The 25,830-nt window shown below is 64.1% G+C and carries 27 protein-coding genes and 1 tRNA gene; 18 read left to right on the top strand and 10 right to left on the bottom strand.

Going from position 1 to position 25,830, the window contains the following annotated elements; genetic code table 11:
* Nucleotides 1-31 precede the first annotated feature (31 nt).
* Nucleotides 32-1,090 carry a polysaccharide deacetylase family protein gene (locus ABIC09_RS17080; RefSeq protein WP_354109976.1) on the top strand — a complete coding sequence of 353 codons (1,059 nt, stop codon included), beginning with the start codon at nucleotides 32-34 and terminating at the stop codon, nucleotides 1,088-1,090.
* 40 nt (nucleotides 1,091-1,130) lie between these two features.
* Here ABIC09_RS17080 and ABIC09_RS17075 read toward each other — a convergent pair whose 3' ends face one another.
* A complete protein-coding gene (locus tag ABIC09_RS17075) occupies nucleotides 1,131-1,340 on the bottom strand; it encodes a DUF2842 domain-containing protein (protein WP_354109975.1) in 210 nt (69 codons plus the stop codon).
* Between the two features lie 110 nt (nucleotides 1,341-1,450).
* Here ABIC09_RS17075 and ABIC09_RS17070 point away from each other — a divergent pair, with 110 nt between their 5' ends.
* Nucleotides 1,451-2,530 (top strand): COX15/CtaA family protein, encoded by a 1,080-nt coding sequence (locus ABIC09_RS17070; RefSeq protein WP_354109974.1) that lies wholly within the window; start codon nucleotides 1,451-1,453, stop codon nucleotides 2,528-2,530.
* Nucleotides 2,531-2,540: 10 nt separating this feature from the next.
* Here ABIC09_RS17070 and ABIC09_RS17065 read toward each other — a convergent pair whose 3' ends face one another.
* The 5 genes from ABIC09_RS17065 to ABIC09_RS17045 all read right to left on the bottom strand — a co-directional run bounded on the left by ABIC09_RS17065 (nucleotide 2,541) and on the right by ABIC09_RS17045 (nucleotide 6,722).
* Nucleotides 2,541-2,885 (bottom strand): hypothetical protein, encoded by a 345-nt coding sequence (locus tag ABIC09_RS17065; RefSeq protein WP_354086421.1) that lies wholly within the window; start codon nucleotides 2,883-2,885, stop codon nucleotides 2,541-2,543.
* A 106-nt stretch (nucleotides 2,886-2,991) separates the two neighbouring features.
* Nucleotides 2,992-3,744, bottom strand: coding sequence for a class I SAM-dependent methyltransferase (locus tag ABIC09_RS17060; protein WP_354109973.1), 753 nt, complete (start codon nucleotides 3,742-3,744; stop codon nucleotides 2,992-2,994).
* 138 nt (nucleotides 3,745-3,882) lie between these two features.
* Nucleotides 3,883-5,163: an O-acetylhomoserine aminocarboxypropyltransferase gene (locus tag ABIC09_RS17055; RefSeq protein ID WP_354109972.1), complete on the bottom strand. Its 1,281-nt coding sequence runs from the start codon at nucleotides 5,161-5,163 to the stop codon at nucleotides 3,883-3,885.
* A gap of 130 nt (nucleotides 5,164-5,293) precedes the next feature.
* Nucleotides 5,294-5,878, bottom strand: a complete 585-nt coding sequence (locus ABIC09_RS17050; protein ID WP_354109971.1) for a CoA-binding protein — start codon at nucleotides 5,876-5,878, stop codon at nucleotides 5,294-5,296.
* A gap of 19 nt (nucleotides 5,879-5,897) precedes the next feature.
* Nucleotides 5,898-6,722 (bottom strand): enoyl-CoA hydratase, encoded by an 825-nt coding sequence (locus tag ABIC09_RS17045; RefSeq protein WP_354109970.1) that lies wholly within the window; start codon nucleotides 6,720-6,722, stop codon nucleotides 5,898-5,900.
* An 82-nt stretch (nucleotides 6,723-6,804) separates the two neighbouring features.
* Between ABIC09_RS17045 and ABIC09_RS17040 the strand changes: the two genes are divergently transcribed.
* The 6 genes from ABIC09_RS17040 (at nucleotide 6,805) to ABIC09_RS17015 (ending at nucleotide 10,489) form a co-directional block, all read left to right on the top strand.
* Nucleotides 6,805-7,233, top strand: a complete 429-nt coding sequence (locus ABIC09_RS17040; protein WP_148753589.1) for a PaaI family thioesterase — start codon at nucleotides 6,805-6,807, stop codon at nucleotides 7,231-7,233.
* 158 nt (nucleotides 7,234-7,391) lie between these two features.
* Entirely contained in the window at nucleotides 7,392-7,856 is a 465-nt protein-coding gene (gene rplM, locus ABIC09_RS17035; RefSeq protein WP_091965253.1) for a 50S ribosomal protein L13, read from the top strand.
* Between the two features lie 2 nt (nucleotides 7,857-7,858).
* Nucleotides 7,859-8,338, top strand: a complete 480-nt coding sequence (rpsI, locus tag ABIC09_RS17030; RefSeq protein ID WP_007611021.1) for a 30S ribosomal protein S9 — start codon at nucleotides 7,859-7,861, stop codon at nucleotides 8,336-8,338.
* A gap of 229 nt (nucleotides 8,339-8,567) precedes the next feature.
* The gene (locus tag ABIC09_RS17025) at nucleotides 8,568-9,800 is read left to right on the top strand and encodes a GGDEF domain-containing protein (protein ID WP_354109969.1); all 1,233 of its coding nucleotides are present in this window, start codon (nucleotides 8,568-8,570) and stop codon (nucleotides 9,798-9,800) included.
* A gap of 57 nt (nucleotides 9,801-9,857) precedes the next feature.
* The gene (locus ABIC09_RS17020; RefSeq protein WP_148753591.1) at nucleotides 9,858-10,094 is read left to right on the top strand and encodes a hypothetical protein; all 237 of its coding nucleotides are present in this window, start codon (nucleotides 9,858-9,860) and stop codon (nucleotides 10,092-10,094) included.
* Nucleotides 10,095-10,192: 98 nt separating this feature from the next.
* On the top strand, nucleotides 10,193-10,489 hold the full coding sequence (locus ABIC09_RS17015; RefSeq protein WP_148753592.1) for an antibiotic biosynthesis monooxygenase family protein: 297 nt from the start codon (nucleotides 10,193-10,195) through the stop codon (nucleotides 10,487-10,489).
* 6 nt (nucleotides 10,490-10,495) lie between these two features.
* Here ABIC09_RS17015 and ABIC09_RS17010 read toward each other — a convergent pair whose 3' ends face one another.
* Nucleotides 10,496-11,632: an AI-2E family transporter gene (locus ABIC09_RS17010; RefSeq protein WP_148753593.1), complete on the bottom strand. Its 1,137-nt coding sequence runs from the start codon at nucleotides 11,630-11,632 to the stop codon at nucleotides 10,496-10,498.
* A 260-nt stretch (nucleotides 11,633-11,892) separates the two neighbouring features.
* Between ABIC09_RS17010 and ABIC09_RS17005 the strand changes: the two genes are divergently transcribed.
* The 6 genes from ABIC09_RS17005 (at nucleotide 11,893) to ABIC09_RS16980 (ending at nucleotide 18,436) form a co-directional block, all read left to right on the top strand.
* On the top strand, nucleotides 11,893-12,666 hold the full coding sequence (locus ABIC09_RS17005) for a gamma-glutamyl-gamma-aminobutyrate hydrolase family protein (RefSeq protein WP_187435127.1): 774 nt from the start codon (nucleotides 11,893-11,895) through the stop codon (nucleotides 12,664-12,666).
* Nucleotides 12,667-12,931: 265 nt separating this feature from the next.
* Nucleotides 12,932-14,029: a pyruvate dehydrogenase (acetyl-transferring) E1 component subunit alpha gene (gene pdhA, locus ABIC09_RS17000; RefSeq protein ID WP_246230107.1), complete on the top strand. Its 1,098-nt coding sequence runs from the start codon at nucleotides 12,932-12,934 to the stop codon at nucleotides 14,027-14,029.
* Nucleotides 14,022-15,002: an alpha-ketoacid dehydrogenase subunit beta gene (locus ABIC09_RS16995; protein ID WP_354109968.1), complete on the top strand. Its 981-nt coding sequence runs from the start codon at nucleotides 14,022-14,024 to the stop codon at nucleotides 15,000-15,002. The genes pdhA and ABIC09_RS16995 overlap by 8 nt, the downstream gene beginning before the upstream one ends.
* A 50-nt stretch (nucleotides 15,003-15,052) precedes the next feature.
* The gene (locus ABIC09_RS16990; RefSeq protein WP_354109967.1) at nucleotides 15,053-16,147 is read left to right on the top strand and encodes a dihydrolipoamide acetyltransferase family protein; all 1,095 of its coding nucleotides are present in this window, start codon (nucleotides 15,053-15,055) and stop codon (nucleotides 16,145-16,147) included.
* Nucleotides 16,148-16,296: 149 nt separating this feature from the next.
* Entirely contained in the window at nucleotides 16,297-17,685 is a 1,389-nt protein-coding gene (locus tag ABIC09_RS16985; RefSeq protein ID WP_354109966.1) for an NfeD family protein, read from the top strand.
* Complete coding sequence (locus ABIC09_RS16980) at nucleotides 17,675-18,436, top strand: slipin family protein (RefSeq protein WP_148753598.1); 762 nt, start codon at nucleotides 17,675-17,677, stop codon at nucleotides 18,434-18,436. The genes ABIC09_RS16985 and ABIC09_RS16980 overlap by 11 nt, the downstream gene beginning before the upstream one ends.
* An 80-nt stretch (nucleotides 18,437-18,516) precedes the next feature.
* On the opposite strand, the gene glnA is transcribed toward ABIC09_RS16980, so the two are convergent.
* Nucleotides 18,517-19,926: a type I glutamate--ammonia ligase gene (glnA, locus tag ABIC09_RS16975; protein WP_354109965.1), complete on the bottom strand. Its 1,410-nt coding sequence runs from the start codon at nucleotides 19,924-19,926 to the stop codon at nucleotides 18,517-18,519.
* Between the two features lie 150 nt (nucleotides 19,927-20,076).
* Entirely contained in the window at nucleotides 20,077-20,415 is a 339-nt protein-coding gene (locus tag ABIC09_RS16970; protein ID WP_007603495.1) for a P-II family nitrogen regulator, read from the bottom strand.
* Between the two features lie 378 nt (nucleotides 20,416-20,793).
* On the opposite strand from ABIC09_RS16970, the gene ABIC09_RS16965 reads away from it, so the two are divergent.
* Together ABIC09_RS16965 and ABIC09_RS16960 are read left to right on the top strand one after the other, a co-directional pair.
* A complete protein-coding gene (locus ABIC09_RS16965) occupies nucleotides 20,794-22,293 on the top strand; it encodes an NAD(P)H-hydrate dehydratase (protein ID WP_148753600.1) in 1,500 nt (499 codons plus the stop codon).
* Complete coding sequence (locus ABIC09_RS16960) at nucleotides 22,293-22,727, top strand: GNAT family N-acetyltransferase (RefSeq protein ID WP_148753601.1); 435 nt, start codon at nucleotides 22,293-22,295, stop codon at nucleotides 22,725-22,727. The genes ABIC09_RS16965 and ABIC09_RS16960 overlap by 1 nt, the downstream gene beginning before the upstream one ends.
* A 10-nt stretch (nucleotides 22,728-22,737) precedes the next feature.
* Here the strand turns inward: ABIC09_RS16960 and ABIC09_RS16955 are convergent, their stop codons facing one another.
* Nucleotides 22,738-24,042 (bottom strand): multicopper oxidase family protein, encoded by a 1,305-nt coding sequence (locus ABIC09_RS16955; RefSeq protein WP_354083101.1) that lies wholly within the window; start codon nucleotides 24,040-24,042, stop codon nucleotides 22,738-22,740.
* A 154-nt stretch (nucleotides 24,043-24,196) separates the two neighbouring features.
* On the opposite strand from ABIC09_RS16955, the gene ABIC09_RS16950 reads away from it, so the two are divergent.
* A tRNA-Leu gene (locus ABIC09_RS16950) sits at nucleotides 24,197-24,281 on the top strand.
* A 179-nt stretch (nucleotides 24,282-24,460) separates the two neighbouring features.
* Nucleotides 24,461-25,819 carry a trigger factor gene (gene tig, locus ABIC09_RS16945; protein WP_354109964.1) on the top strand — a complete coding sequence of 453 codons (1,359 nt, stop codon included), beginning with the start codon at nucleotides 24,461-24,463 and terminating at the stop codon, nucleotides 25,817-25,819.
* The last annotated feature ends 11 nt before the right edge of the window (nucleotides 25,820-25,830 follow it).

Genomic DNA, 25,830 nt, shown 5'->3' with positions numbered 1-25,830 from the left:
ACGGGCCGCCGGCGAACGCGAAGGTGGGATATTGGCATCCGACGACAGATGGCTGGAGCGGTTGCGGCTCGAGCTTGCCTGGTTCACCGGCCAGCCGCTGCTGCGCAGCCGTGGCGCCGGCGCAATCTTGCGCTTCGAGCGCGTGCGGCCGCGGCGGAGCGGTGCGTTCCAGCCACTGCGCCAAAACGAGATCACGCCGCAATTTCTCGATCGTGCTATTCGCGCGCTGAAGCGCTGGAATTATGATTTTCTCGGCATGGACGAGGTCTGCCGGCGCGCGGTGACGCTGCCGGAGAAGCGGCGCTTCGTGGCGCTCACCTTCGACGGTGCTGCCAAGGACCTCATCAGCTTCGCCTATCCGGTGCTGGCGCGCCACGCCGTGCCGTTCACGCTCTACGTTCCCACCGCCTTTCCTGATGGCGTCGGCGAGGCGTGGTGGCTCGGGCTCGAGCAGGTGATCGCGCGCGAGAGCCGGATCAACCTGATGATGGGCGACAGGGAGCAGCGCTTTACCGTTACTGATAATGCCGAGAAGCAGGCGCTGTTTTCGTTCCTCGAGAGCTGGCTGCGCTCGCTGCCGCCGGCAGATTTGTCGGTGGCGATCGCCGATCTCTGCACGCGCTACCGGATCGATCTTGCCGCACTCTCGCGCGAGGCGTCGATGGACTGGGAGGATCTGGCCAAGTTAGCTGCCGACCCGAGTGTCACGATCGGCAGCGCGACCGTGAACTATCCCGTTCTCGCCAACATAAAGGACGTCGCCGCGTTGCGCGAGATGACGATGGGCAGGGCGGTGGCGGAAGCGGCCTTCCGCCGCGAGATTCGGCATCTGGCGTTTCCGTTCGGCGATCGCGCCTCGTTTCGGCGCAGCCACGTCGTGATGGCGGAGGAGGCCGGTTTTGCCAGCGCGGTGTCGACCATTTCGGGAATCGTAGATGCGGAAGGCCGCACCAATCTGCGTGCGCTGCCGCGGATTTCCTGGGACGGGAGGATGCGCTCGCTGCGCATGATGCGCGTGCTGGTGTCCGGTGTGGCGTTTGCGCCGGTGAAACCGACGGGCAGTGTTACGAGCCGACTCAACGATGGTTAGAGCCTTCAAATCCGACAAGCGCGCAAGCGCGTTTGCGGGGTTAGGCGCGATCGGGCCGCTGCATCCAGCTCACGATCGGCATCGCCGGCAGCACCCAGCCCATGCCGACCACCACATAGTAGATCGCCTGTCGCCAGCCGGACTCGGCGATCCACGGCATCTGCGCCGCCGCCATGCCGAGCAGGGCCCAGAGGGTGGCCAGCACGAGGAGCAGGATGGCGCCGAGGAACTTGCGGGTGCGGATCGTCATGGCGGAATATTGCGGCTTTCGCGTAACTTGCGCTGCGGGAGCGGGGGACTATAAGGGGCACGCAGTCCGGTTCAAGTAGCTTAGATACAAGGCTTGGTCTTGCCCCTGAAATGACGACGAATTCCGCCCCGAAAAACTCACGCGCCGTGCGCTGGTGGCTGATCTCCGTGGCCGCCCTGATCGCGCTGATGGTGCTGGTCGGCGGCGCGACGCGGCTGACGGAATCCGGCCTGTCGATCGTCGAGTGGAAGCCCGTCACCGGCAGCGTGCCGCCGCTGTCGGAGACGCAATGGACCGACGCGTTCGAGGCCTACAAGAAGATCCCGCAATATCGCGAGCTCAACGCCGGGATGTCGCTCTCCGAGTTCAAGCAGATTTTCTGGTGGGAATGGAGCCACCGGCTGCTCGGCCGCTTCATCGGGGTTGCCTATCTGCTGCCGTTCCTGTTCTTCCTGTGGCGCGGCGGTCTCTCCGGCGAATTGAAGCGGCGGCTGTGGCTGCTGTTCGGGCTCGGCGGCCTCCAGGGCGCGGTCGGCTGGTGGATGGTGGCATCAGGTCTGTCCGAGCGGGTCGAGGTGTCGCAATATCGGCTGGCGACGCATCTGGCGCTGGCGCTGCTGATCTTCGCCGGCATCGTCTGGACGGTGCGGCGGCTCGCCGATCGGCCGCAGCTTGCCGTTCCCGCGCGGCTGCGGTTCACGAGCGCGGTGCTGGTGATCGTGACCTTCATCCAGATCTATTTCGGTGCGCTGGTCGCGGGCTTGCGCGCCGGACGCGCCTACAACACCTGGCCGCAGATCGATGGCGCCTTCATTCCGTCTGCAGAGCGGCTGTGGTTCGAGACGCCGTGGTGGCGCAACATGTTCGACAATGTGCTGACGGTGCAGTTCGAGCACCGCATGACGGCTTATCTGCTGTTCGCACTGGCGGCGCTGCACGCGTTCGACGCGGTGCGTTCACGCGCCGGCTCGGCGGCGAGCGGTGCGCTCTGGTTGTTCGCGGCCGTGAGCGTGCAGGCGGTGCTCGGCATCCTTACGCTGCTCAACCAAGTGCCGATCGATCTCGCGCTCTCGCACCAGACGGTTGCGATCGTGGTGCTCACGCTTGCGGTGATGCAGGCGGAGCGGCTCGCTTCTCGGCGATCGGCCGAGATGCAGCCGCGCGTGGTGCCGGTCGGCCAGACCGGCTGATCCCGGCTGATCAGCAATAACCGTAGATGCCGCACGAGTAGGGCAGGCGCCAGAAATAATCGACCTGCTTCCCGCCGTAATACGAGCCCTGATAGTCGTAGTCCCAGGGGCGGCCGTAGTAACCCGGCAGCGTATGCGAGCCCGGCAGCAGCGGCGTGCCCGGCAAATTGCGGATGTAGCTGCCGATGCCATAGGCCGGCGAGATCAGCGCATCCGGATCGGTCTCGACATAGACCTTTGGCGGTTCCTGCGGCGGAGCGGCGGCCCGTCGCTTCGGCGTCGCCGGCAGATCGGCGGCAACAGCGGCTGAAACCGTCAGCATCGCTGCCAGGGCAGGTACCATCCAGCGCAGCATTTTCGGCTCCGAATCAAAGGCGCGATCCAAAGTCCATGTATGCGGCAGATATGGTTAATGACTGTTAACCGCCGCCCGCGGGGCGCGCTTTCACGGGCTGCGCTGATCAGGCAGGGAACGTCCTGACCGGGGTGACGACCGCGTCGAATTGAATGCTCACCCTGTTCTTCAGAACGTGCTGGATGACCTCCGTTTCCGACTTGTCGAAAAACTCATCCCAGTTCGCGGCTTGACCGAACTCTCTCGCGAAATCGATCTCGGCGAATTTTCCAAGGAAGAGGGCCGTGACGTCAGACTCATTGTTCTTCGCGAACAAATGCTTTTGTCCCGACTTCTTCATGTACAGGCTGATCATGCGGAGAGCCTTGTAGACCAGCGTGCTGTCATGAAAGAGAACGATCGCATCGCTCTTCACCAGCGGAAGCGTCCACAGGAAGTCCCTGAAGCAGGCGATATCGGTGTGCTCGCCATCGATGAAAGCGACATCGAAGCTGTTTTCCGTCCCTTGGACCGAATCTACCGAGCCATCGAACGTTGTCAGCTTGGACGTCGGAACGCCACGCGACACCAGATTATCGATCATGGTCTGGTGCGTAATTCCGGAATAGTCGTACTTGGCGCCCCTCTCGTCTGGTTGTTGCCGCCCTCTTTCATCAATTGAGAGCACCGCCTTGCATGCGGGGTCCAGTAGAAACGGGGTCAGGCTCCCGCCGAGATAAGAGCCGATCTCGACGTAAGAAAACGATCCCAGGACTCTCTTGGTGAGAGCTATGGTCTGCAACAGGAACCTTTTATCGTGAGCGCTTGTTTGCGAGGGAATTGGGAAAAGCGTTCCGATATCCGGCACGGCGATATTCATGGCCATCCTTGTGCAGTCGTGATCATGATGCCCGGTTGAGTCGTGAGGGCGTTGAGCGACCGTAGCGACGGAAGCTGGCGCGGAGCCTTCGGCATGGCGCAGCGCCAGATCCCGGTGCGGATGGACAGCGTTGAGACTCTACGCGCTCAGCGCCTGCTCCAGGTCTGCGATCAGGTCTTCCTTGTCCTCGATACCGATCGAGAGCCGGACCACGTCGGGGCCGGCGCCGGACTTGATCTTGGCGGCGTCGTCGAGCTGGCTGTGCGTGGTTGAGGCCGGGTGGATGACGAGCGAACGGGTGTCGCCGACATTGGCCAGATGCGAGAACAGCTGCAGTTTCGACACCAGATTGACGCCGGCGTCATAGCCACCCTTCAGGCTGAAGGTGAACACGGCGCCCGCACCCCTCGGGGCATATTTGCGCGCGAGCTGGTTGTACTTGTCGGTTGCCAAGCCGGCATAGTTCACCGCGGACACCGCGGAGTGGCCGGCGAGGAATTCGGCGACCGCCTTGGCGTTGTCGCAGTGCTTCTGCATGCGCAGCGGCAGCGTCTCGATGCCGGTGAGGATCATGAAGGCATTGAACGGTGACAGGGCGGGCCCGAGGTCGCGCAGGCCGAGCACGCGGCAGGCGATGGCAAAGGCGAAATTGCCAAACGTCTCCTGGAGACGGATGCCGTGATATTCCGGCCGCGGCTCCGACAGCATCGGATATTTTCCGCCGGTGGACCAATCGAAGGTGCCGGCATCGACGATGATGCCGCCGAGCGAATTGCCGTGGCCGCCGAGAAACTTCGTCAGCGAGTGCACGACGATGTCGGCGCCGTGGTCGATCGGGCGGATCAGATAAGGCGAGGCCAGCGTGTTGTCGACGATCAAGGGCACGCCCGCCTTGCGCGCCACCGTCGAGATCGCCTCGATATCGGTGATGCTGCCGGCGGGATTGGCGATGGACTCGATGAAGATCGCTTTCGTGCGCGGCGTCACCGCGCGCTCGAAGCTTGCGACGTCATCGGGATCGGCCCACACGACGTTCCAGCCAAAACTCTTGAACGCATGCGAGAACTGGTTGATCGAGCCGCCATAGAGTTTTCGCGCGGCGATGAATTCGTCGCCGGGCTGGAGCAATTGCTGCAGCACCACGACCTGCGCGGCATGGCCCGAGGCCACCGCAAGCGCGGCGGTGCCGCCCTCGAGCGCGGCCACGCGCTCCTCCAGCACAGCATTGGTGGGATTGCCGATGCGGGTATAGATGTTGCCGAACGCCTGCAGGCCGAACAGCGAGGCCGCGTGGTCGGCGTCGTTGAACACGAACGATGTCGTCTGATAAATCGGAGTCGCGCGCGCACCGGTGGTGGGATCGGGCTGTGCACCGGCATGCACGGCGAGGGTCGAAAATCCCGGAAGGCGATCGCTCATTTGGGGGGCGTCCTGTTCTTATGGTCTGAAATCGCGCGGCATGCTGATCGGCGTCACGGCTGCCGTCAAGCCGCCGCTTCACAGCTCGGCGCTACGCATTGTCACGTTCGCGCAATGGAAATTTATTGCGTCAGTTTTGTTCGGTCTTGTTTTTGGCGGCGCGATCAGAGGCCGCGGTCTCGCCGCCGCCGACACTCATCCGATTGAGGGACAGCCGCATGCCCTGCGTCGGCGCAGGCGGGCGCTTGGAGCTGAGCGTGCGCGAGTTGACGCCCATCCAGGAAATTTCCGACGACAGCCTGCCATATTCGATTTTTGGGCAGCGGTTCATCACGACCTTGATGCCTGCGGCTTCGGCCTTTTCCGCCGCCGCATCGTCACGCGCACCGAGCTGCATCCAGATCACCTTCGGCAGCGGATCGAGCGTGAGGGCCTCGTCGACGACGGGCACGATGTGGCTGGAACTGCGAAAAATATCGATCATGTCGACGGGACGTCCGATCTCGCGCAGCGAGGCGACGAAGGGCTTTCCGAGCAAGTCCTTGCCGACATGACCGGGATTGACCGGGATCATGTCGTAGCCACGCTGCGCCAGATATTTGAACGCAAAATAACTCGGCCGCACATTGACCGGCGAGGCGCCGACCATCGCGATCGACTTGACGCTGTTGAGGATGGCGCGGATGTAATTGTCGGGATAGGCGTCGTGGTTCATCTGGCGTCTTTTCTTGTTGTCACTCATCCCGCCATGTTGGCGCGCGCTTCTCGATGAAAGCGCCGATACCTTCCTCGGCGTCGCGCGCCATCATATTCTCGGTCATCACCTCTGCCGCATAGCGATAGGCGTCCGCAAGGCTCATCTCGGCCTGGCGGTAGAACGCCTCCTTCCCGAGCTTGACGGTGTAGGCCGACTTCAGCGCGACTTGTTGCGCCAGCGCGATCGCGGCGTCGCGTTCGGTGCCGGCGGCGACCACGCGATTGACGAGGCCGATCTCACGGGCGCGCTGGGCCGGGACCGGCTCGCCCGTGAGCAGCATCTCCATCGCCTGCTTGCGCGGCACGTTGCGCGATAGTGCCACCATCGGCGTCGAGCAGAACAGGCCGATGTCGACGCCGGGTGTGGCGAAGCTCGCGGCCTCCGACGCGATCGCAAGATCGCAGCTCGCCACGAGCTGGCAGCCGGCGGCGGTCGCGATGCCCTGGACTGCTGCGACCACCGGCTTCGGCAGGTGCACGATCGCCTGCATCATCGCGCTGCAGGCGTTCATGAGCTCGGCGAAATAGGCGCGGCCGCGATCGGGATCGGTGCGGCGTGCGGTCAGCTCCTTCATGTCGTGGCCGGCGGAAAAGGCCGGACCGTTGGCGGCGATGACGGCGGCGCGAATGCGCTTGTCCTCGGCAATCGCGTTGAAGCTTGCATGCAGCTGGCCGATCATCGCCTCCGACAGGCTGTTGCGCGCGGCGGGGCGGTTCAGCGTCAGCACGGCGACACTGCCGACGATCTCCCGCAGCAAGATCGGCGGTTCCGGGGAGGGGGGGCGGGCGGGCTGGACGGACATTGAAGATTCCGCTTGGGTTATTGCAGTTGGATGACGCAGATAACTTAATGTAACAAGCAACGTGAAGCGAGGGTGAGGGGGCATGGCGTTAGCGAAAATGAGCGTAGCGGAGCTCGAGCAGTTTCTCCGCGACGAATTTCCCCAAGCCTTCAGCGGCGACGACATCATGATCGAGAGCGCGGACGGCCAGACCTGCCTTTTGCGCCAGCGTTACAGCGAACGGATGCTGCGGCCGGGCGGAACGGTGTCCGGCCCCACGCTGATGGCTCTGGCGGATTTCGCCATGTACGTGGTGCTGCTGTCGGCCATCGGGCCGATCGGGCTGGCGGTGACCACCAATCTCAACATCAATTTCCTGCGCAAGGGCCAGCCGGGGCAGGATGTGCTGGCGGAGGCCCGGCTGCTGAAGCTCGGCAAGCGCCTGGCGGTCGGGGAGGTGAACTTGTTGTCGGGGACCTCGCCCGATCCGATCGCCCATGTCACATCGACCTATTCCATTCCAAATGTTTGATCTTTTTGGGGGTATTATAGCACCTTATTTATAAGACACTGATTTTATTGGTATAATTTCCGTGTCCAGGCATTGACCGTTGCGCGTCTCTTCTCTAGAAACCCGCGCAGTCCGGTGCGGTGTTCGCGCCGCTATTCCCCGTCCACGGAAACTCTGACATGAAAACCTTTTCGGCAAAGCCGGCCGAGGTGACGAAGAAGTGGGTGCTGATCGACGCCAAGGGTCTGGTCGTCGGCCGTCTCGCCACCATCGTTGCCATGCGTCTGCGCGGCAAGCATCTCCCGACCTACACCCCGCACGTTGACTGCGGCGACAACGTCATCATCATCAACGCCCAGCATGCAGTCCTCACCGGCCGCAAGCGCGAGCAGAAGACCTACTACAAGCACACCGGCTATGTCGGCCACATCAAGGAGCGCACCGCGCGCCAGATCCTTGAAGGCAAGCATCCCGAGCGCGTGCTCGAGAAGGCCGTCGAGCGCATGATCCCGCGTGGTCCGCTCGGTCGCGTCCAGATGGGCAACCTCCGCGTCTATGGCGGTGCTGATCATCCGCACGAGGCCCAGACGCCCGAGAAGATCGACATCGCCAAGTTGAACCGCAAGAACACGAGGGCCGCATAATCATGGCCGAATCCATTCAGTCGCTCGACCAGCTCTCGCAGCTCAAGACCGCGGCGGCGCCCGATGCGCCCAAGCACGAGAAGAAGGTCGACAAATTCAACCGCGCCTACGCCACCGGCAAGCGCAAGGACGCAGTCGCCCGCGTCTGGATCAAGCCGGGCGCCGGCAAGGTCACCGTCAACTCGCGCGAGGTCGAGGTCTATTTCGCCCGTCCCGTGCTGCGCATGATGATCGAGCAGCCGTTCTCCGTGGCCGCCCGTTCCGGCCAGTATGATGTGATCTGCACCGTCGCCGGCGGCGGCCTGTCCGGTCAGGCTGGTGCTGTTCGTCACGGCATCTCCAAGGCGCTCACCTATTTCGAGCCCGAGCTGCGCACCGTGCTCAAGAAGGGCGGCTTCCTCACCCGCGACTCCCGCGTGGTCGAGCGCAAGAAGTACGGCAAGGCCAAGGCCCGCCGGTCCTTCCAGTTCTCGAAGCGTTAATCGCTTCGGTCACATTCGCCGCGAAAGCGGCTTCAATGAGAAGCAAAAGGGCGCTGATTTCAGCGCCCTTTTTGTCATTCGTTTGTACGCAAATTGAAGACGAGTTTCCCGAAAACTTGGGGCCGCGTGAAAACCTGAATGGAACTCGCGGGACATAGCGTCGCATCTGGAAGGGCGCGCAAATCGGATGTGCCGATCGCGTAACTGCTATGTTCAAGAGGGGGCCGACATGATGTCGCTCGATAGCATGACGCTCTATTTGGTTGCCACGATGGTCGCCGCATTGCTCGGCGCCATGATGGTGTTTTTCGGCAGACAGGAGAACAGCCCCGCGCTGAAATGGTGGGGCACCGCTTATCTGCTCGGCGCAGCTTCCGTCGCGCTGTGGACGGCGACCGGCGACAAGCTCGGCCCGCACCTCTATCTCGCGTTGAACGCGGTCGGTTTCGTCGCCTGCGGCATGGTGTGGAATGCGGCGCGCGTCTTCCACGGCCGCAAGCCGAACTGGCCCGGTCTCGTGCTTGGTGCACTCGCCTGGGTCGCGACCGTAACACTGCTCGATCCCACCGCGTCGATGCTGCGCATGATCATCGGCGCCGGCATCGTCTCGGTCTATGCGGCGCTGACCGCGAGCGAGCTCTGGGTCGAGCGGCGCAAGAGCCTGCAACGGCGCTGGCCGGCCTTCGTGGTGCCGGTGATGCACGGCTGCGTGCTGATGCTGCCGATCCTGCTCGGCAGCTTCCTGCGCCCGAACGATGCCGGCTTCTCCCACAGCGTCTGGGTCACCGTGTTCGCGGTCGAGCTCGTGCTCTATGCCGTCGGCACCGTGTTCGTGATCTTCATGCTGGTGTCCGAGCGCACCGTCACCGCGCACCGCACTGCCGCGTCGACCGATCCGCTGACTGGCATGCTCAACCGCCGTGGCTTCTCGGAAGCCTGTGCGCGGACGATCGAGCGCGAGGCCAAGGGCGGCCGGCCCGTCACCGTGATGATCTTCGACATCGACCATTTCAAGTCGATCAACGACCGCTTCGGCCATCCCGCCGGCGACGAGATGCTGAAGCTGTTCTCGACCGTGGTCGTCAATAATCTGCGCATCTCGGACCTGTCGGGCCGCATCGGCGGCGAGGAGTTCGCCGCACTGCTGCCCTGCGCGCTGGAGGAGGGTGTGCTCGTCGCCGAGCGCGTACGCGAGGCGTTCGAGACCTCGGGCGTCGTGGTCGACGAAGGATCGGTCGACACCACCGTCAGCATCGGTGTGGCCGGCGGCCCCGCCGGCACCGAGCTCGAGGTGCTGCTGGCCTCGGCCGACACCGCGCTCTACCAGGCCAAGCGCGGCGGCCGTAATCGTGTCGAGGCCGCGGAGGAGCTGCCGTTGTCGCTGGAGAACTGGCGCCGCCAGAGCGCCGCGCGGATCGGTGCAGCGAAGCCAGAGTCCAAGACACAGCCGGCGACGGCCTGAGACGAAAGGGCTTCGCGGTAATCCTCTGTTTACCATTCGGTTCCTACCATTGCGGTCATGGAATCGATCCGTCGACAGAACCCGCAGGCCGCCCTGATGTCGCTCGAAGCCGCCGCGGCCTCGACGCGCGGCGGCTTTGCCTGTCTGTTCTCGACAGCGGACGAATACGAGACCGCCCTGATTGCCGAGCGCCGCGCCCAGGGACGTTACACGCCGAGCCGCAGCTATTGGCCGATCGCGCTGTTTCTCGGTTGCGCGCTCATCGTTGCAGGCACCGTGCTGCTATTCGCCTGAGAGCGCCGCATTTTCGGCCGGGCAGGGCGCCGTTTCGGCGCCTTTTTCTTTGGTGCCGGCTGCGGTAGATACGGTCACCAAGCAAAAGGGTGAAACCGATGATCACCGAGATCGCGCAAATCGACGTCAAGCCGGGCAGCGAGAAGGATTTTGAGGCCGCCGTCGCCAAGGCCAAGGCCGCCTTCGGCCGCTCCACGGGCTTTCATGGGTTTGAGCTGCACAAATCGATCGAGAAGCCGCAGCGCTATCGGCTGATGGTGAAATGGGCGACGCTGGAGAACCATACCGTCGACTTCCGCAGCTCCGAGAATTTCACGGAATGGCGCGGACTCGTCGGTCAGTATTTTGCCTCGCCCCCGGAGGTCGAGCACACCGAGACCGTGCTGACGACCTGAGCGAGGTCAGGCCACCTCTGCGAGGGGCGGCGTCTCATACGTCTTGAAATGGTCGATCATGACCTTGGCAATGGCGACGAGGGGCAGCGCCAGCGCCAGGCCCCAGATTCCGAAGACGACGCCGAGCAGGATCTGGAACGCGAACAGCGTGGCCGGCGGAATGTCCAGCGCCTGGCGCTGGAGTAGCGGCGTCAGCACGTAGCTCTCCATCGCGTGGACGCCGAGGAACAGGATCAGCGCCGATAACGCGGGAATCCAGCCCGAGGCGAGGCTCGCCAGCACCACCACCACGCCGGCGATGATGGCGCCGACGGTCGGGATGAAGGCGAGCAGGCCGGCCTGGATTCCCAGGATGAACGAGCCCGGAATGCCGATGATGGCAAGCCCGATCCAGGTCACCACGCCGACCGCCAGCATGACGATGATCTGCGCGATCAGCCAACGCTCCAGCGTCTCGCCGATGCGGTCGATGATAAGGGTCGTGCGGATGCGATATTTCGCCGGTGCGAGAACCAGCAGGCCGTCGTGATAGACGCTGGGCTGCGCCGCGAAGGCCAGCCCCAGGAACAGCACGATGAAGATGTTGCCGACGGCGCTGATCGCCCCGAACAGCAGCTTGAAGGTCCGGCTCACGATCGCCCCGCCGCTGGAGGCAAGCGCGCCTGCGCCCGGCAATGGGCCGTGTGCATTCGAGCTCGGGGCAGGCGCCGAGGCGGTGTCGCTGGTGGAAGAGGCGGGCGCGGCGCTGCCGAGATCGAAGAAGCTGGTGTCGATGCCGCGATTGTCGAGGAAGGATTTGACGTGTGCAATCTGCGATTTGATGGTGTTGCTGAGCAGTGAAGCCTGCTCGGCGATGGTGGCGCCGCCGAGATGGGCCACACCCGCGAGCATCAGGACCAGTGCAGCGCAGACGATCGCGAGCCGAAGCGGATGCGGCAGGTGCACGCGTCGCCCGAGCGCGTTGGTCAGCGCGTTGAGCCCGAGGCCCAGCAGCATCCCGGCGAAGATCAGGAGCAGGGTGGCGGCAAAGTACCAGGTGAAGGCCAGCAGGACGGTAAACAGCACGACGCCGATGCCCCCAGCCGAAATGGCCCAGGCCAGGTCGGTGCGGGTCCGGGACCGTTCATCAACAGGATTGGTCACATCGTTTCCTTTCGGAAGGCGCGGCAGGGCCACTCATTCGTGAAATCCCGCCAGGGAGCAAAAGGCTGCGGCCGCGCCGGCTTGACGCGTCCGCGACCTCCTGAGAGCCAACGCCGGCCCATTGAAGGAGTGCCATGGCCGTCACCTGATGGGCATTTGCGCGAAATAGCATTGCCGTCCCGCGATCCCTTCTGTTGAATTTGTTCCCTCAGAGGGGCATCTTTGGAGAATCTTCTTCGGCGGGGAGGTCGGAACGGGAGATGAGAAAGCCGGTCGTCGGCGTGATCGGGAACGCCCATCGCGTCGAAAATCGATTTCAGGTCCAGATGGTCGGCGAGCGCAATTTGCGCGCCGTGGCCGAGGTCTCCGGCGGCTTGCCGGTGATGTTCGCGGGCTCGCCCGACATCACCGATATCGCCGCTCTGCTCGATACCGTCGACGGCATCGTGCTCACCGGGGCGCGCGCCAACGTGCACCCGACCCGCTTCAACGTCGACCCCTGTGAGAAGCACGAGCCTTACGACATCCATCGCGACGAGGTCGCGCTCGCGCTCTCGGTCGCCTGCGTCGCGCGCGGCATACCGCTGTTCGGCATCTGTCGCGGCTTGCAGGAGATGAACGTCGCCTTCGGCGGCTCGCTCCACCCGGAGATCCGCGAAATCCCGGGCCGCATGAACCATCGCATGCCCAGACTCGAGAATGGCGAGATCCATCCCGATCCGACCGTCGTGTTCGCCGACCGTCACGACGTCGACCTCACGCCGGGCGGAGCGTTCGCAACGCTGCTCGGCTGCGAGAAGATCCGGGTCAATTCGCTGCACGGGCAGGGTATCCTCGATCCCGGCAAGCGCGTGCTGATCGAAGGCATCGCCGAGGACGGCACCATCGAGGCGATCCAGATCGCGGAAGCCTCGACCTTCGCACTCGGTGTGCAATGGCACGCCGAATACGACCCGCAGCGCAATCCCATCAACCGCAAGCTGTTCGAGGCGTTTGGCGAAGCGATGGCGGAGCGACAGCGCGCGACGACATAGTTTCGGATTGACCAACCGCTCATGGTTCATGCCGTGCCACAAGGTGGCGCGGGCTAACCCTTCCAAGACCCCATCAGAAAAGTGGCGTCGATTCGTTGATCCTTCTCAATGACGCGACCTGTGATGGTGCGAATCGATCGCCGCAAGCGGCGGTGCAGCAAGGATTGCGAGCCCTGCGGAGTAGTCCTTCGGCGGTATTGCATCGTCTGGCACAAACACCACCTGAATGAGTTGTAGAAGGCACAATCGCTCCGGGAGTGAGAGCGTGGCCAGCCGAAGGGTAAACCAGGATCTCCCCGTCATCGCGCGCTTCGAGGTGCGCCACCGCAATTACCTCGCGCCAGATGGCTCGATCCAGCGACCGCTTCCTTCTTTCGCCTCCGATTCCAAGCTGCTGACTGAGCTGTACCGGTCGATGGTACTGCTGCGGCTGTTTGACCGGAAGGCTGTTGCATTGCAGCGCACAGGCAGGCTTGGGACTTACGCCGTTTCGCTTGGCCAGGAGGCCGTATCGGTCGGGATCGCCAGTGCGATGCGGAAGGAGGACGTGCTGTTGCCGTCGTATCGCGACAATGGGGCTCTGCTCTGGCGCGGCGTCAAGCTGGAGGAGATCCTCTTGTTCTGGGGCGGCGACGAACGCGGCAACCGGTTTTCAGGGCCGGTTCACGATTTCCCATTCTGTGTTCCGGTCGGGTCCCAGGCGCCGCATGCCGCCGGTGTCGCCTACGCCCTCAAGCTGCGCAAGCAACCGCGTGTCGCGGTGTGCTTGTTCGGCGATGGTGCCACCTCGAAAGGCGACGTCTATGAGGCGATGAATTTTGCCGGCGTGCACAGATTGCCACTCGTCTTTGTCGTCGCCAACAATCAATGGGCCATATCGGTACCGTTGCGACAGCAGACCGCGTGCGAAACGCTGGCACAGAAGGCGATCGCCGCAGGCTTTATCGGTGAGCAGGTCGACGGCGGTGACGTGGTGGCGATCCGGGCCGCCAGCGAGGAGGCCATTGCCGCCGCCCGCGACGGCAATGGACCCCGGTTCATCGAGGCGGTCACGTACCGGCTCGGCGACCACACCACATCCGATGACGCTGCGCGCTATCGCCCCGCCGAGGAGGTCCAGGCGCACTGGAAGGAAGAGCCGATTGCGCGGCTGAGGGCTTATCTCGTCGCGCAGAAGATGTGGAGCAAGGCGGATGAGGAGCAGCTCGCCGCCGAATGCCATGCGCGCGTCGAGGCGGCGGCCGAACGCTATCTGGCGACAGCGCCGCGCCGTCCCGAAACCATGTTCGATCACCTTTATGCCGATCTGCCGGCAGCCTATGCCGCGCAACGCCGCGAACTTGCGGGAGAGCACGATGCCTGAGGCAACGTTGGTCGAAGCCATCAACCTGGCGCTCGCTCGCGCAATGGAGGATGATCCTGACGTGGTCGTGCTTGGCGAGGATGTTGGCGTCAACGGCGGCGTCTTCCGCGCCACCGCAGGTTTGCAGAAACGGTTTGGGACGGAGCGGGTGCTCGATACGCCGCTTGCCGAGCTCTTGATCTCTGGGCTCTGCGTCGGCATGGCCGCGCAGGGACTGAAACCGGTCGGCGAGATCCAGTTCATGGGGTTCATCTATCCCTGCCTGGATCAGCTCGTGAACCATGCATCCCGATTGCGCAACCGGACCCAGGGACGGCTCACCTGTCCCATGGTTCTGCGCGCGCCGCACGGTGCCGGCATCCGCGCGCCCGAGCATCATTCCGAAAGCACCGAGGCAATGCTCGCCCATATTCCCGGCTTGCGCGTCGTCATGCCTTCCTCGCCGGAACGTGCCTATGGATTGTTGCTCGCCGCTATCCGCGATCCCGATCCCGTCGTGTTTCTCGAGCCGACGCGCCTGTACCGTGCGGCCAAAGGCGAGGTGGAGGACAATGGCGAAGCCTTGCCGTTGGATGCCGCCTTTGTCTTGAGGGAAGGCCGCGATCTCACGCTGATCAGCTGGGGGGCCATGCTGAAGGAAACCATGGCTGCGGCGGAGGCACTTTCCGTCGAAGGCATCGCCGCGGAGGTCATCGATCTCGCCACGCTCAAGCCCTACGACGAAGACACCGTGCTCGGTTCGGTCGCCAAGACCGGCCGTTGCGTGATCGTGCATGAGGCCGCACGGACCGGCGGATTTGGTGCCGAGATCGCCGCTACAATTGCTGAGCGCCGCCTCTCCTCGCTGCTCGCGCCTGTGACCCGCGTCACCGGCTACGACACCATCGTTCCGATGGCGCGACTGGAGCAATATTACATGCCGTCGGTCGAACGCATCATGACTGCCGCCCGCAAGGTCTGCCAGTTCAGCTAGATGTCAACGGAGCGGATTTCAACGGACCGGATTTTCACGGACTTGGGCCCATGCGCCAGTTCACATTGCCGGATCTTGGAGAAGGCCTCGAGGAGGCGGAGATCGTGAGCTGGTATGTCGGTGAGGGCGATCACGTCGTCACCGATCAGCCCCTCGTGTCCGTCGAGACCGACAAGGCGGTGGTGGAGATACCATCTCCGTCGAGCGGGCGCATCGCACGCGTGTTTGGCGCCAAGGGCGATATCGTCAAGGTCGGCGCGCCGCTCGTCGAATTTGCCGAGGGCGCCGAACAGGACACCGGCACCATCGTTGGCGACCTCGGCAGCGGCGAACATCGGCCCGCTCCAGGAACGCCTGCCGAGCCCCTGACCGGACCGCAGGTGTTTCCGGCTGTGCGGGCACTCGCGCGCAAGCTCGACGTCGACCTTGAGAGCGTGGAGCCCACGGGACCTGGCGGCAACGTCACACGGGCCGATGTCGAGCGGGCCGCGAAGATTGTGTCCCAAGCCGGCAGCGCCGAGCCGCTCCGAGGCACGCGGCGTGCCATGGCACAGCGCATGGCAACAGCCCATGCGCAAGTTGTTCCCGCCACTGTGACCGATGAAGCCGACATCGACGATTGGCCGACGGGCGAGGACGTGACAATCCGTCTGGTGCGGGCCATTGCTGCCGCCTGCACGGCGGAGCCCGCCCTTAATGCCTGGTACAATCCCAGCGCAGGAGAACGGCGTCTCATGACGCGTGTCGATCTCGGCATTGCCGTGGATACCGAGGGCGGCCTGATTGTTCCTGTGTTGCGCAACGTCGCGGAGCGCAGCGTATCGGATTTGCGGACGGGGCTTGACCGGCTGCGGGCCGATGCCATCGCGCGCTCGATACCGCCTGAGGAGCTGCGTGGCGCGACGATCACCCTATCGAACTTCGGGATGATCGGCGGCCGGTTCGCAAATCTGATCGTCGTGCCGCCCCAGACGGCCATCATCGGTGCCGGACGGATTTCGCCAGGCGTCGTCCCGCATCGGGGGCAGCCTGCTGTGAGGCGCACGCTGCCGCTGTCGCTTACCTTCGATCATCGCGTCGTGACCGGTGGTGAAGCTGCCCGCTTCATGGTCGCACTCAAGTCGGATATTGAGCAGATGTCGTGAACGCTGCTGGTAACGCGCTCGCACCAAAAGTCCTTTGGTTGCCCAGATCAATCGCATCGCACAACGGTGCTCATGATTCCCTTTATTCCTAATTCGGGCATTGAGGTTCCGGAACTGGACGCCATATCTTCGGCAAGGGAGCCCTTGCCGTGCAGACCATGAAGGCGGCCCTCGTTGCGACGATCGGCATCGTCGCTTTTCTGTCCTGTCTCCGTCCCGGCCTGGCGGAGGAGAATCGCCGTCTTGCACTCACCGTCACAATCGATGGAGCCATTGGGCCGGCGTCGGCCAGCTACGTGAAGGAGGCACTGGCCAAGGCGAGCGAACGGCGCGCCGAGGTCGTGCTTCTGACAATGAATACGCCCGGCGGTCTCAACTCCAGCATGCGCGAGATCATCGCGGATGTGCTCGGCTCGTCCGTTCCCGTCGTCGGCTACGTCGCTCCCTCCGGCGCCCATGCGGCGAGTGCGGGGACGTATATCCTTTATGCGGCACATATAGCAGCGATGGCGCCAGGCACCAATATTGGGGCCGCGACGCCGGTGCAGATTGGCGGACCGCTTCCCGGCCTGCCGAGCGGTGCACCCGACAAGGACAGCAAGGACAAGAAGGATGAGCCGAAGGACCCGATGACGGCGAAGGTGACGAACGATGCCGTTGCCTTTATCCGCAGCCTCGCCGAACTGCGCGGCCGCAATGCCGATTGGGCCGAGAAGGCGGTCCGTGAAGCCGCCACCCTGTCCGCCGACGGCGCGTTGCAGGCGCACGCCATCGACCTCGTCGCGCGCGATCCGGCTGACCTGCTCAGGCAAATCGATGGTCGCGTCGTCGAGGTCGCGGGCGGCGCGACGCAACGCCTGGCAACGCAGAACGCGGTCATCGAAGCCGTCGACCCCGGGTGGATATCCCGATTCCTGGCGGTCATCACCGATCCCAACGTCTCGCTCATTCTCCTGATGGTCGGCATCTACGGCTTGATCTTCGAGTTCGTGTCGCCCGGTGCAGTCGCTCCGGGGGTGGTCGGGACCATCTGCCTGCTGCTCGGCCTTTACGCCCTCAACCTGCTGCCGATCAATTATGCCGGACTGGGCTTGATGATGGTCGGAATCGCGCTCCTCGCCATCGAAGCGTTCAATCCGACCGTCGTGATCGGCCTTGGGGGCGTCGTCGCCTTTGTGCTGGGCGCCATCATGCTGCTCAGGGTCGAAGCGCCGGGCTACCGGCTGTCATGGTCGGTCATCGCCGTTGTCGCGGCGATGCTCACCGGTCTCGTTCTGGTCGTGCTTGGCGCGCTTCGGCGCGCCCGCCGTGGCCCGCCAAGGGTTGGCGCGCAAGCCATGCGAGGCCTGGCCGCCGAGGTCCTCGACTGGAACGAGAACGAGGGACACGTCTTTACGCATGGCGAACGCTGGCAAGCGCGCGGCGCCGACAGCTTCAAGCCCGGCGAGAGGGTCGAGGTCGCCAATATCGCCGGCTTGACGCTGGTGGTCCGGCGTCCGAACCCTGCGAGCGGCAAGGGAGACCAATCTGATGATTGAATATTCGATTTATGCAGTGCTTGCGCTAATCGTTGTGATGTTTCTCACCCAGGCCGTTCGCATCCTCAGGGAATACGAGCGCGGCGTTATCTTCACGCTCGGCCGCTTCACCGGCGTGAGGGGGCCGGGGCTGATCATCCTCATTCCGGTCGTGCAGCAACTCGTCAAGCTCGATCTCAGGGTGATGGTGCAGGTCGTGCCGCCCCAGGACGTGATTTCGCGCGACAACGTCCCGGTCAAGGTCAATGCCGTTCTCTACTTCCGCATTGTCGACCCCGAGCGCGCCATCATCAAGGTCGGCGACTACATGGCCGCGACCAGTCAGCTCGCCCAGACCACGCTGCGTTCGGTGCTTGGCAAGCATGAGCTCGACGAGATGCTCGCCGAGCGCGACCGGTTGAACGCCGATATCCAGGAGATACTCGACAAGCAGACCGACATCTGGGGCATCAAGGTCACCGGCATAGAGATCAAGGATGTCGATCTCAACGAAAACATGGTGCGCGCGATCGCCAAGCAGGCCGAGGCTGAACGGTTGCGGCGCGCCAAGGTGATCAACGCGATGGGCGAGCAGCAGGCCGCGGAGAAGCTTGTGGAGGCTGGCCGGATCCTCGCGCAGGAGCCGCAGGCAATGCAGCTGCGCTATTTCGCGGCTCTGCACGACATCGCCGGCGAGCGGTCGTCAACCATTGTCTTCCCGCTGCCGGCAGGCCTGCTCGATCATCTCATTCCGCGACGGGATAACCCGTAGCTGGCAAGTTTCTACGTTCGCAAACGAAAAGGCGCCCCTCGCGGAGCGCCTTTTGCTTGATCGCATACAGTCGGGCCAGATCAGCCCGAATAGTACATGTCGAACTCGACCGGGTGCGGGGTCATTTCGAAGCGGGCGACTTCGGTCATCTTCAGCTCGATGTAAGCGTCGATGAAGTCGTCGTCGAACACGCCGCCGGCCTTGAGGAAGCTGCGGTCCCTGTCGAGGTTTTCGAGCGCCTCGCGGAGCGAACCGCACACTGTCGGGATCTGCTTCAGCTCTTCCTTCGGCAGGTCGTAGAGGTCCTTGTCCATCGCCGGACCGGGATCGATCTTGTTCTTGATGCCGTCGAGGCCGGCCATCAGCATCGCCGCGAAGCCGAGATAGGGATTGGCGAGCGGATCGGGAAAGCGCACCTCGACGCGCTTGGCCTTCGGCGAAGCGGTGTAGGGGATGCGGCAGGAGGCCGAGCGGTTGCGCGCGGAGTAGGCGAGCAGCACCGGCGCTTCATAGCCCGGGACCAGACGTTTATAGGAGTTGGTCGACGGGTTGGTGAAGGCGTTGATCGCCTTGGCGTGCTTGATGATGCCGCCGATATAGTGGAGGCAGGTCTCCGACAGGTCGGCGTATTTGTTGCCGGCGAACACCGGCTTGCCGTCCTTCCAGATCGACTGGTGCACGTGCATGCCCGAGCCATTGTCGCCAAAGACCGGCTTCGGCATGAAGGTGGCGGTCTTGCCGTAGATGTGGGCGACCTGATGGATGCAGTATTTGTAGATCTGCAGATGGTCGGCCATCAGCGTCAGCGTGTCGAACTTCATGCCGAGCTCGTGCTGGGCTGATGCGACCTCGTGGTGATGCTTCTCGACCTTGACGCCCATCTTGGCCATGGCGCCGAGCATCTCGGAGCGCATGTCCTGCACGGAGTCCTGCGGCGGGACAGGGAAGTAGCCGCTCTTGGTGCGGATACGGTGGCCGAGATTGCCGCCCTCATATTCGGTGTCGGTGTTGGTCGGCAGCTCCGAGGAGTCAAGCCTGAAACCGGTGTTGTAGGGACCGGAGGAGAAGCGCACGTCGTCGAACACGAAGAACTCGGCCTCGGGGCCGACGAAGACGGTGTCGCCCACGCCCATCGACTTCACCATGGCTTCGGCCTTCTTGGCGATGCCGCGGGGGTCGCGGTTGTAGGGCTCGCCGGTGGTCGGCTCGAGCACGTCGCAGGTGATGACCATGGTGGTCTCGGCGAAGAACGGATCGATCGTCGCAGTCACCGGATCGGGCATCAGGCACATGTCGGACTCGTTGATCGCCTTCCAGCCGGCGATCGAGGAGCCGTCGAACATCGTTCCTTCGGCGAAAATGTCCTCATCGATCATGCTGACGTCGAACGTCACGTGCTGCCACTTGCCGCGCGGATCGGTGAAGCGCAGGTCGACGTACTTGACGTCGTTGTCCTTGATCGATTTCAGGACGTCTTTGGCGGTCTTCATGCATACCCCTTTTGGCTCTGCGGGTCGGTTTCCAGGTGAGCAGATTCGTTCTCGCTTTCGGCGAGTTGGCGCAACCGCACAAACGAAATCAGGCCGCCGAAGCAGCCTTTTTTCTTTCAGAGTGTCGCAAGATTCGGGATAGCACCCGGCTCAGATAGCGTCCAGCCCGGATTCGCCCGTTCGGATGCGGATCGCCTCCTCGATATTGGAGACGAAAATCTTGCCGTCGCCGATGCGCCCGGTTTGCGCGGCGCGGCGGATTGCGTCGATCGCGCGCTCGACCAGGTCGTCGCCGATCACGATCTCGATCTTCACCTTGGGCAGGAAGTCGACGATGTATTCTGCGCCCCGGTAGAGCTCGGCATGGCCCTTCTGCCGGCCAAAGCCCTTGGCTTCGGTCACGGTGATGCCTTGCAGGCCGACTTCCTGAAGCGCTTCCTTCACCTCGTCGAGCTTGAACGGCTTGATGATGGCTTCGATTTTCTTCACTGCGCGCCTCCCGGCCTGGTCGATCAAATAGCAACGTCTTCGTCAGGATGCGCTTTATCTCACGCACGATCTTGTCTTCGCTATGCCGGGACCTGACCAGCCCGGCAACAACGGCCGGCCACACCCAGATATTGCAGTGAGCACGACGAACCGAAGCGGCTTCCTCGAAAGCAGGGTCTATGCCAAGTTGCAAATGCCCTGATTATTGGAGCGTTATCAGCCTTTTAACGAGCATCTCTGATAGGTGGAGCCGACCGCTCAAAATACCGCAGACTACGAAATAGGCAAACGGTTCAATATCTATGCAGATCGTTGTCCCGTTGTCTGGATCGGCACGGAACGTGCCTGTTGAAAAGGCGTTTGGACCAGGGAAGTGGCATGGAAGTTCTAACCACCGCCGAAATGCAGCGGGCTGATCAACTCAGCATCACGGCCGGCACGCCCGGCTTCAAGCTGATGCTGAGCGCGGGCCAGGCGGTCGCGGGCGCCGCCAGAGCACTGGTGGAGGCGGGGCCGATCCTGATCGTGGCTGGCCCCGGCAACAATGGCGGTGACGGTTTTGTCGCAGCCGCCGAGCTCGCCGCACAAGGGCGCGAGGTCTCGGTCATCCTGATGTGCGAGCGGGATCAGCTCCAGGGCGACGCAGCCTCCGCCGCGCGCGGCTGGAAGCACCCGGTGCTGCCGTTCAATCCGCAGGCGATTGGAAAACCGGCGCTGATCATCGACGCGCTGTTCGGTGCGGGTTTGAGCCGTCCCGTCGACGGCGAGGCGCGGGCGATGATCGAGGCGATCAATGCCAATGGCGCGCCGGTGCTGGCGGTCGATCTCCCAAGCGGCATCAACGGCACCAGCGCGGCCGTGCTGGGCGTGGCGGTGAACGCCGCCGAGACCGTCACGTTCTTTCGCAAGAAGGCCGCGCATTTGCTGCTGCCGGGTCGCATGCATTGCGGCCGCGTGCGCGTCGCCGACATCGGCATCGACGCGCAGGTGCTCGACGAGATCGCGCCGCAGACCTTTGAGAACGATCCGGATTTCTGGGGCACCGCCTTTCCGGTGCCGCGCATCGACGGCCATAAATACGCACGCGGTCATGTGCTGGCGATCTCCGGCGATGCGGCCGCGACCGGTGCTGCGCGGCTCGCCGCCCGGGCCGCCTTGCGTGCGGGCGCCGGCCTCGTGACGCTCGCGACCCCGCGCGATGCGCTGGCGATCAATGCAGCCGCGCTGACCGCCGTGATGGTTCGCCCCGTCGACACCGTGGTCGAGTTCGGTGAGTTGCTCGGCGACAAGCGCTACAACACCTGCATGATCGGTCCCGGCGCCGGCGTCGGTGAGCAAACCTGCGATATCGTTCATACCGCCATCTCGGCACAGCGCCATGTCGTGCTCGACGCGGATGCGCTGACGAGCTTTGCCGCCAATCCCGAGCGACTGTTTGAAACGATCAAGTCTTCGCCAGAGGCCCAGGTGGTCCTGACGCCGCACGAGGGCGAGTTTCCGCGGCTGTTCTCCGACCTCAGCAACAAGACTCCGGGCCGCTCGAAGCTCGAGCGCGTCCGCGCCGCTGCCGAACGCTCCGGCGCCGTCGTGCTCTTGAAGGGCCCTGACACCACGATCGCCGCGCCTGACGGCCGCGCCACCATCGCCGCCAACGCCCCGCCATGGCTCGCCACCGCCGGCGCCGGCGACGTGCTAGCCGGCATCATCGCAGGGCTGCTGGCGCAGGGCGTGCCGGCGTTCGAGGCCGCCAGCATCGGCGTCTGGATGCACGGCGAGGCCGCGAGCGAAGCGGGGCCCGGGCTGATCGCAGAAGATCTCACCGAGACGCTGCCGGCCGTGCACCGGCGGATCTACAACGCGCTCGGGATCGAATACTGATGCTCCGGCCGCTCGCGCTCGCCGACATGGGCGCGGCTGCGCAGGTCCACCGGATCGCGTTCGACCAGGCGATGCCGTGGCTCACCGGGCTGCACACGCCGGACGAGGACCGCTGGTTCTACCGCGAGCGTGTCTTTCCGACCTGCCGCGTCTGGGGACGCTTCGACGGCGATGAGCTGGGCGGAATCATCGCGTTTCGTGACGGCTGGATCGAGCAGCTCTACGTTCGTCCCGGCGTGCAGGGCCGTGGCTTCGGCACGGCACTGCTCGACATCGCCAAAGCCGCCAGCGAGCGGCTCGAGCTCTGGACCTTCCAGCGCAACACACCGGGCCGGCGCTTCTATGAAGCGCGCGGGTTCAGGCTGGCCGAGGAGACCGACGGAACGCGGAACGAGGAGAAGGAGCCGGACGTCCGGTACGTTTGGACACGCTAGGGCCGATGCTTCACTCCACCCCGTACCACCGCACCAGCCGTGGCGCGGCCCAATCGGTCACCACGGATTCGATCAGCCATCGTCCCGGCGAAGTCGCGGCGAAGGCGATGCGCTGGGTCTGGCCGGGCTCGATGGCGAGCGTGTCGAGCCAGTAGGGCTTCCAGCCATCGTCGAGCCGGTCGAGCAGGCGGAAATGGTGGCCGTGCAAATGGAAGATGGTGGTGATTGGGGCGGGGTTCTTCACCGCCAGCACGACGGTCCGGCCGGCCTTGGCGCTGAAGGCGGGGGCGGAGGTGGCGGAGAAATTGGCTGTCCGGCTCCAGCCGGCGCCGGGTGAGCCGGGCGCGACATCGAACCGCAGGGCGCCCCTCAGGTCGAGTTTTTCGGGAAGGCCGTTCGACGGGAGCGGCTGAGGCGGCGGCAGCGGCGTGCGCCGCTCCAGTTGGCCGGAGACGGCGAGGCGCCCGATCGGGTGCGCCTCCTTGCCGTCATGCAGCACCAACGCGGCCGCCATGGCCGCATCCACAAAGGCGTCGGCGCGGGCTCCGGGGGCCAGCACCAGGGCGCCGTTGCGGGCCGGGAACGGCTCCGCCGGCTGTCCGTCCAGCGCCATCACCTGGACCTCATGGCTTTCCAATTTGATTGCCAGAACAGAACGTTGCGAGCCGTTGATGAAGCGCAGCCGCAGCCGCTCGCCGACGGAGGCTGAGAGTTCGAATGAAGTCCGCCCGTTGAGTGTGTAGAGCGGCATCGTATCTTTGGGATCCTGGCCCGGCGGCAGTGCGGTGCCGTCCTGCCTCACGCGCCATTCCTCGATCAGCAGAACCTCGTCGCGATCGACGGCGATGCGGCTGGTCTCCTCTGCAATTACCGGAAGCGGGCGCGCAGGCTGCTTCAGGCGGTCTTCAAAGAGGCGAAAGTCGGCTACCAGGGTCCCGGCGTTTGGTATTGAAACAATTGATGTTTCGGTTGCGTCCGGGGCGGTGGGCGCGCGCCCCCGCAACGGATCAGCCAGCGCCGCCCCATTGAGGCCGTACCAGACCGGCGCAAGCGGGACCGGCAGGGTATTGCGGAAGGTCACCTCACAGCGGTCGCCGCGCCTGAGATGGACATTGCCGAGATGGCTTACGGCGGCCAGCTCCCAGATCGGTGCAGGGGGCCGATCCGGCCTCAGAGCGAGGGTCGCAGGGCGGGCCTGGAGCGCAAGCTGGGTGGTGGTAACAGGCGCTGCGCCACCGCCGAGCAAGCCCGCGGCGGAGGCCCCAAGGCCGGCCAGGACCTCGCGTCTGGATGGGGCGAAAATCCGCGGTTTCATAGGCGCGATCCGGACCACGCCGCGCTGGATAAGTCCAGCCATCGTGCTTACTTGAAGGGTGTCTCGATCAAGCCATTTTTTTGCTGCGAACAGGCGGGCCCATGCTATAAGCCCGCCGCCCGCGGCATCGCGGCCGGTCTTGATGCAAATTCACGCGGGCGTGGCGGAACTGGTAGACGCGCTGGATTTAGGTTCCAGTGACGAAAGTTGTGGGGGTTCGAGTCCCTCCGCCCGCACCAAGCGCTTTCAGCGTTTGCACGGATTACTGAGGGGCCTCGCTCCGCGCGGACGTTTTTCCGCCTGGAGCCGGGCTCGATGAACCACCGGCGTTGAGGCGTTTGCCTCGCGCCGGATCGATTAATGACAGCGTTCCGACGCGCGAGCGTGCCGGGACCGAACGAGAAGAAGATTGGACGCCATGCAGGTCACAGAAACCATCTCGGAAGGCTTGAAGCACGAGTTCAAGATCAGCGTTCCCGCCTCTGACCTCGACGCCAAGGCTGGCGCCAAGCTCGTCGACCTCAAGGACAAGGTGCGCCTCAACGGCTTCCGTCCCGGCAAGGTGCCGGTTGGCCACCTGAAGAAGGTCTATGGCCGCTCGGTGATGGCCGAGACCATCGACCAGACCATCCGCGACACCAACACCCAGCTGTTCTCCGAGCGCGGCTTCAAGCTCGCGACGGAGCCGAAGATCACCATGCCGACCGAGAAGGCCGAGGTCGAGGAACTGCTCTTGGGCAAGTCCGACCTGACCTACACGGTCGCGATCGAAGTGGTGCCCGCCATCGCGCTCGCCGATTTCAAGTCCTTCCAGGTCGAGAAGCCCGTCGCCGACGTCTCCGATTCGGACGTCGACGAGGCGATCAAGCGCATCGCCGACACCAACCGCGGCTATGCCGCCAAGGGTGAGGGCGCGAAGGCTGAATCCGGCGACCGCGTCACCATCAGCTTCAAGGGCACCATCAACGGCGAAGCCTTCGAGGGCGGCGCCGGCGAAGGCATCCAGGTCGTGATCGGCTCCAACACCTTCATCCCGGGCTTCGAGGAGCAGCTCATCGGCATCGGCGCGAACGAGACGCGCACGCTGAAAGTGTCGTTCCCGAAGAACTACATGAGCGAGAAGCTCGCCGGCCAGCCGGCTGAGTTCGAGACCACCGCGACGCTGATCGAGGCGCCGCAGGATCTCACCATCGACGACGAGTTCGCCAAGACGCTTGGCCTCGAATCGCTGGACAAGCTCAAGGAAGCCGCGCGCGAGCGGCTGGTTGCCGAATACGCCGGTGCGACGCGCCAGCGCGTCAAGCGCGCGCTGCTCGACCGTCTCGACGAGGCGCATCGCTTCGAGGCGCCGCCCTCGCTCGTCGACGAGGAGTTCAATCTGATGTGGAACTCGGTCAAGGCCGAGATGGATTCCGCCGGCAAGACCTTTGCCGACGAGGACACCACTGAGGACAAGGCGAAGGAAGAGTACCGCAAGATCGCCGACCGCCGCGTGCGTCTCGGCCTCGTGCTCTCCGAGATCGGCGAGAAAAACAAGATCACCGTGACCGACGACGAGGTCGGCCGCGCCGTGATCGAGCGCGCCCGCTCGATGCCCGGCCGCGAGAAGGAAGTCTGGGACTATTACCGCAGCAATGCCCAGGCGCTGGCCCAGCTTCGTGCACCGATCTACGAGGACAAGGTCGTCGACTTCATCCTCGAGCTCGCCAACGTGACCGAGAAGAAGGTCTCGCGCGAGGACCTGTACAAGGACGACGAGGAAAAGACTGCAGCCTGAAGGCTTTGAGA

The sequence above is a fragment of the Bradyrhizobium sp. S3.12.5 genome, from assembly GCF_040548225.1.
GTDB lineage: Bacteria > Pseudomonadota > Alphaproteobacteria > Rhizobiales > Xanthobacteraceae > Bradyrhizobium > Bradyrhizobium cytisi.
This window is presented reverse-complemented; position numbering and strand designations above follow the sequence as displayed.

Coding starts and splice junctions, on each gene's coding strand:
- tig (WP_354109964.1), top strand. CDS start 24,461: ATGCAGGTCACAGAAACCATCTCGGAAGGCTTGAAGCACGAGTTCAAG.
- ABIC09_RS17060 (WP_354109973.1), bottom strand. CDS start 3,744: ATGAATATCGCCGTGCCGGATATCGGAACGCTTTTCCCAATTCCCTCG.
- ABIC09_RS17065 (WP_354086421.1), bottom strand. CDS start 2,885: ATGCTGCGCTGGATGGTACCTGCCCTGGCAGCGATGCTGACGGTTTCA.
- ABIC09_RS16955 (WP_354083101.1), bottom strand. CDS start 24,042: ATGAAACCGCGGATTTTCGCCCCATCCAGACGCGAGGTCCTGGCCGGC.
- ABIC09_RS17050 (WP_354109971.1), bottom strand. CDS start 5,878: ATGAACCACGACGCCTATCCCGACAATTACATCCGCGCCATCCTCAAC.
- ABIC09_RS16990 (WP_354109967.1), top strand. CDS start 15,053: ATGCGCCAGTTCACATTGCCGGATCTTGGAGAAGGCCTCGAGGAGGCG.
- ABIC09_RS17045 (WP_354109970.1), bottom strand. CDS start 6,722: ATGTCCGTCCAGCCCGCCCGCCCCCCCTCCCCGGAACCGCCGATCTTG.
- ABIC09_RS17025 (WP_354109969.1), top strand. CDS start 8,568: ATGATGTCGCTCGATAGCATGACGCTCTATTTGGTTGCCACGATGGTC.
- rplM (WP_091965253.1), top strand. CDS start 7,392: ATGAAAACCTTTTCGGCAAAGCCGGCCGAGGTGACGAAGAAGTGGGTG.
- glnA (WP_354109965.1), bottom strand. CDS start 19,926: ATGAAGACCGCCAAAGACGTCCTGAAATCGATCAAGGACAACGACGTC.
- ABIC09_RS17020 (WP_148753591.1), top strand. CDS start 9,858: ATGGAATCGATCCGTCGACAGAACCCGCAGGCCGCCCTGATGTCGCTC.
- rpsI (WP_007611021.1), top strand. CDS start 7,859: ATGGCCGAATCCATTCAGTCGCTCGACCAGCTCTCGCAGCTCAAGACC.
- ABIC09_RS17055 (WP_354109972.1), bottom strand. CDS start 5,163: ATGAGCGATCGCCTTCCGGGATTTTCGACCCTCGCCGTGCATGCCGGT.
- ABIC09_RS16965 (WP_148753600.1), top strand. CDS start 20,794: ATGGAAGTTCTAACCACCGCCGAAATGCAGCGGGCTGATCAACTCAGC.
- ABIC09_RS16960 (WP_148753601.1), top strand. CDS start 22,293: ATGCTCCGGCCGCTCGCGCTCGCCGACATGGGCGCGGCTGCGCAGGTC.
- ABIC09_RS17075 (WP_354109975.1), bottom strand. CDS start 1,340: ATGACGATCCGCACCCGCAAGTTCCTCGGCGCCATCCTGCTCCTCGTG.
- ABIC09_RS16995 (WP_354109968.1), top strand. CDS start 14,022: ATGCCTGAGGCAACGTTGGTCGAAGCCATCAACCTGGCGCTCGCTCGC.
- ABIC09_RS17070 (WP_354109974.1), top strand. CDS start 1,451: ATGACGACGAATTCCGCCCCGAAAAACTCACGCGCCGTGCGCTGGTGG.
- ABIC09_RS17005 (WP_187435127.1), top strand. CDS start 11,893: ATGAGAAAGCCGGTCGTCGGCGTGATCGGGAACGCCCATCGCGTCGAA.
- ABIC09_RS17015 (WP_148753592.1), top strand. CDS start 10,193: ATGATCACCGAGATCGCGCAAATCGACGTCAAGCCGGGCAGCGAGAAG.
- ABIC09_RS17040 (WP_148753589.1), top strand. CDS start 6,805: ATGGCGTTAGCGAAAATGAGCGTAGCGGAGCTCGAGCAGTTTCTCCGC.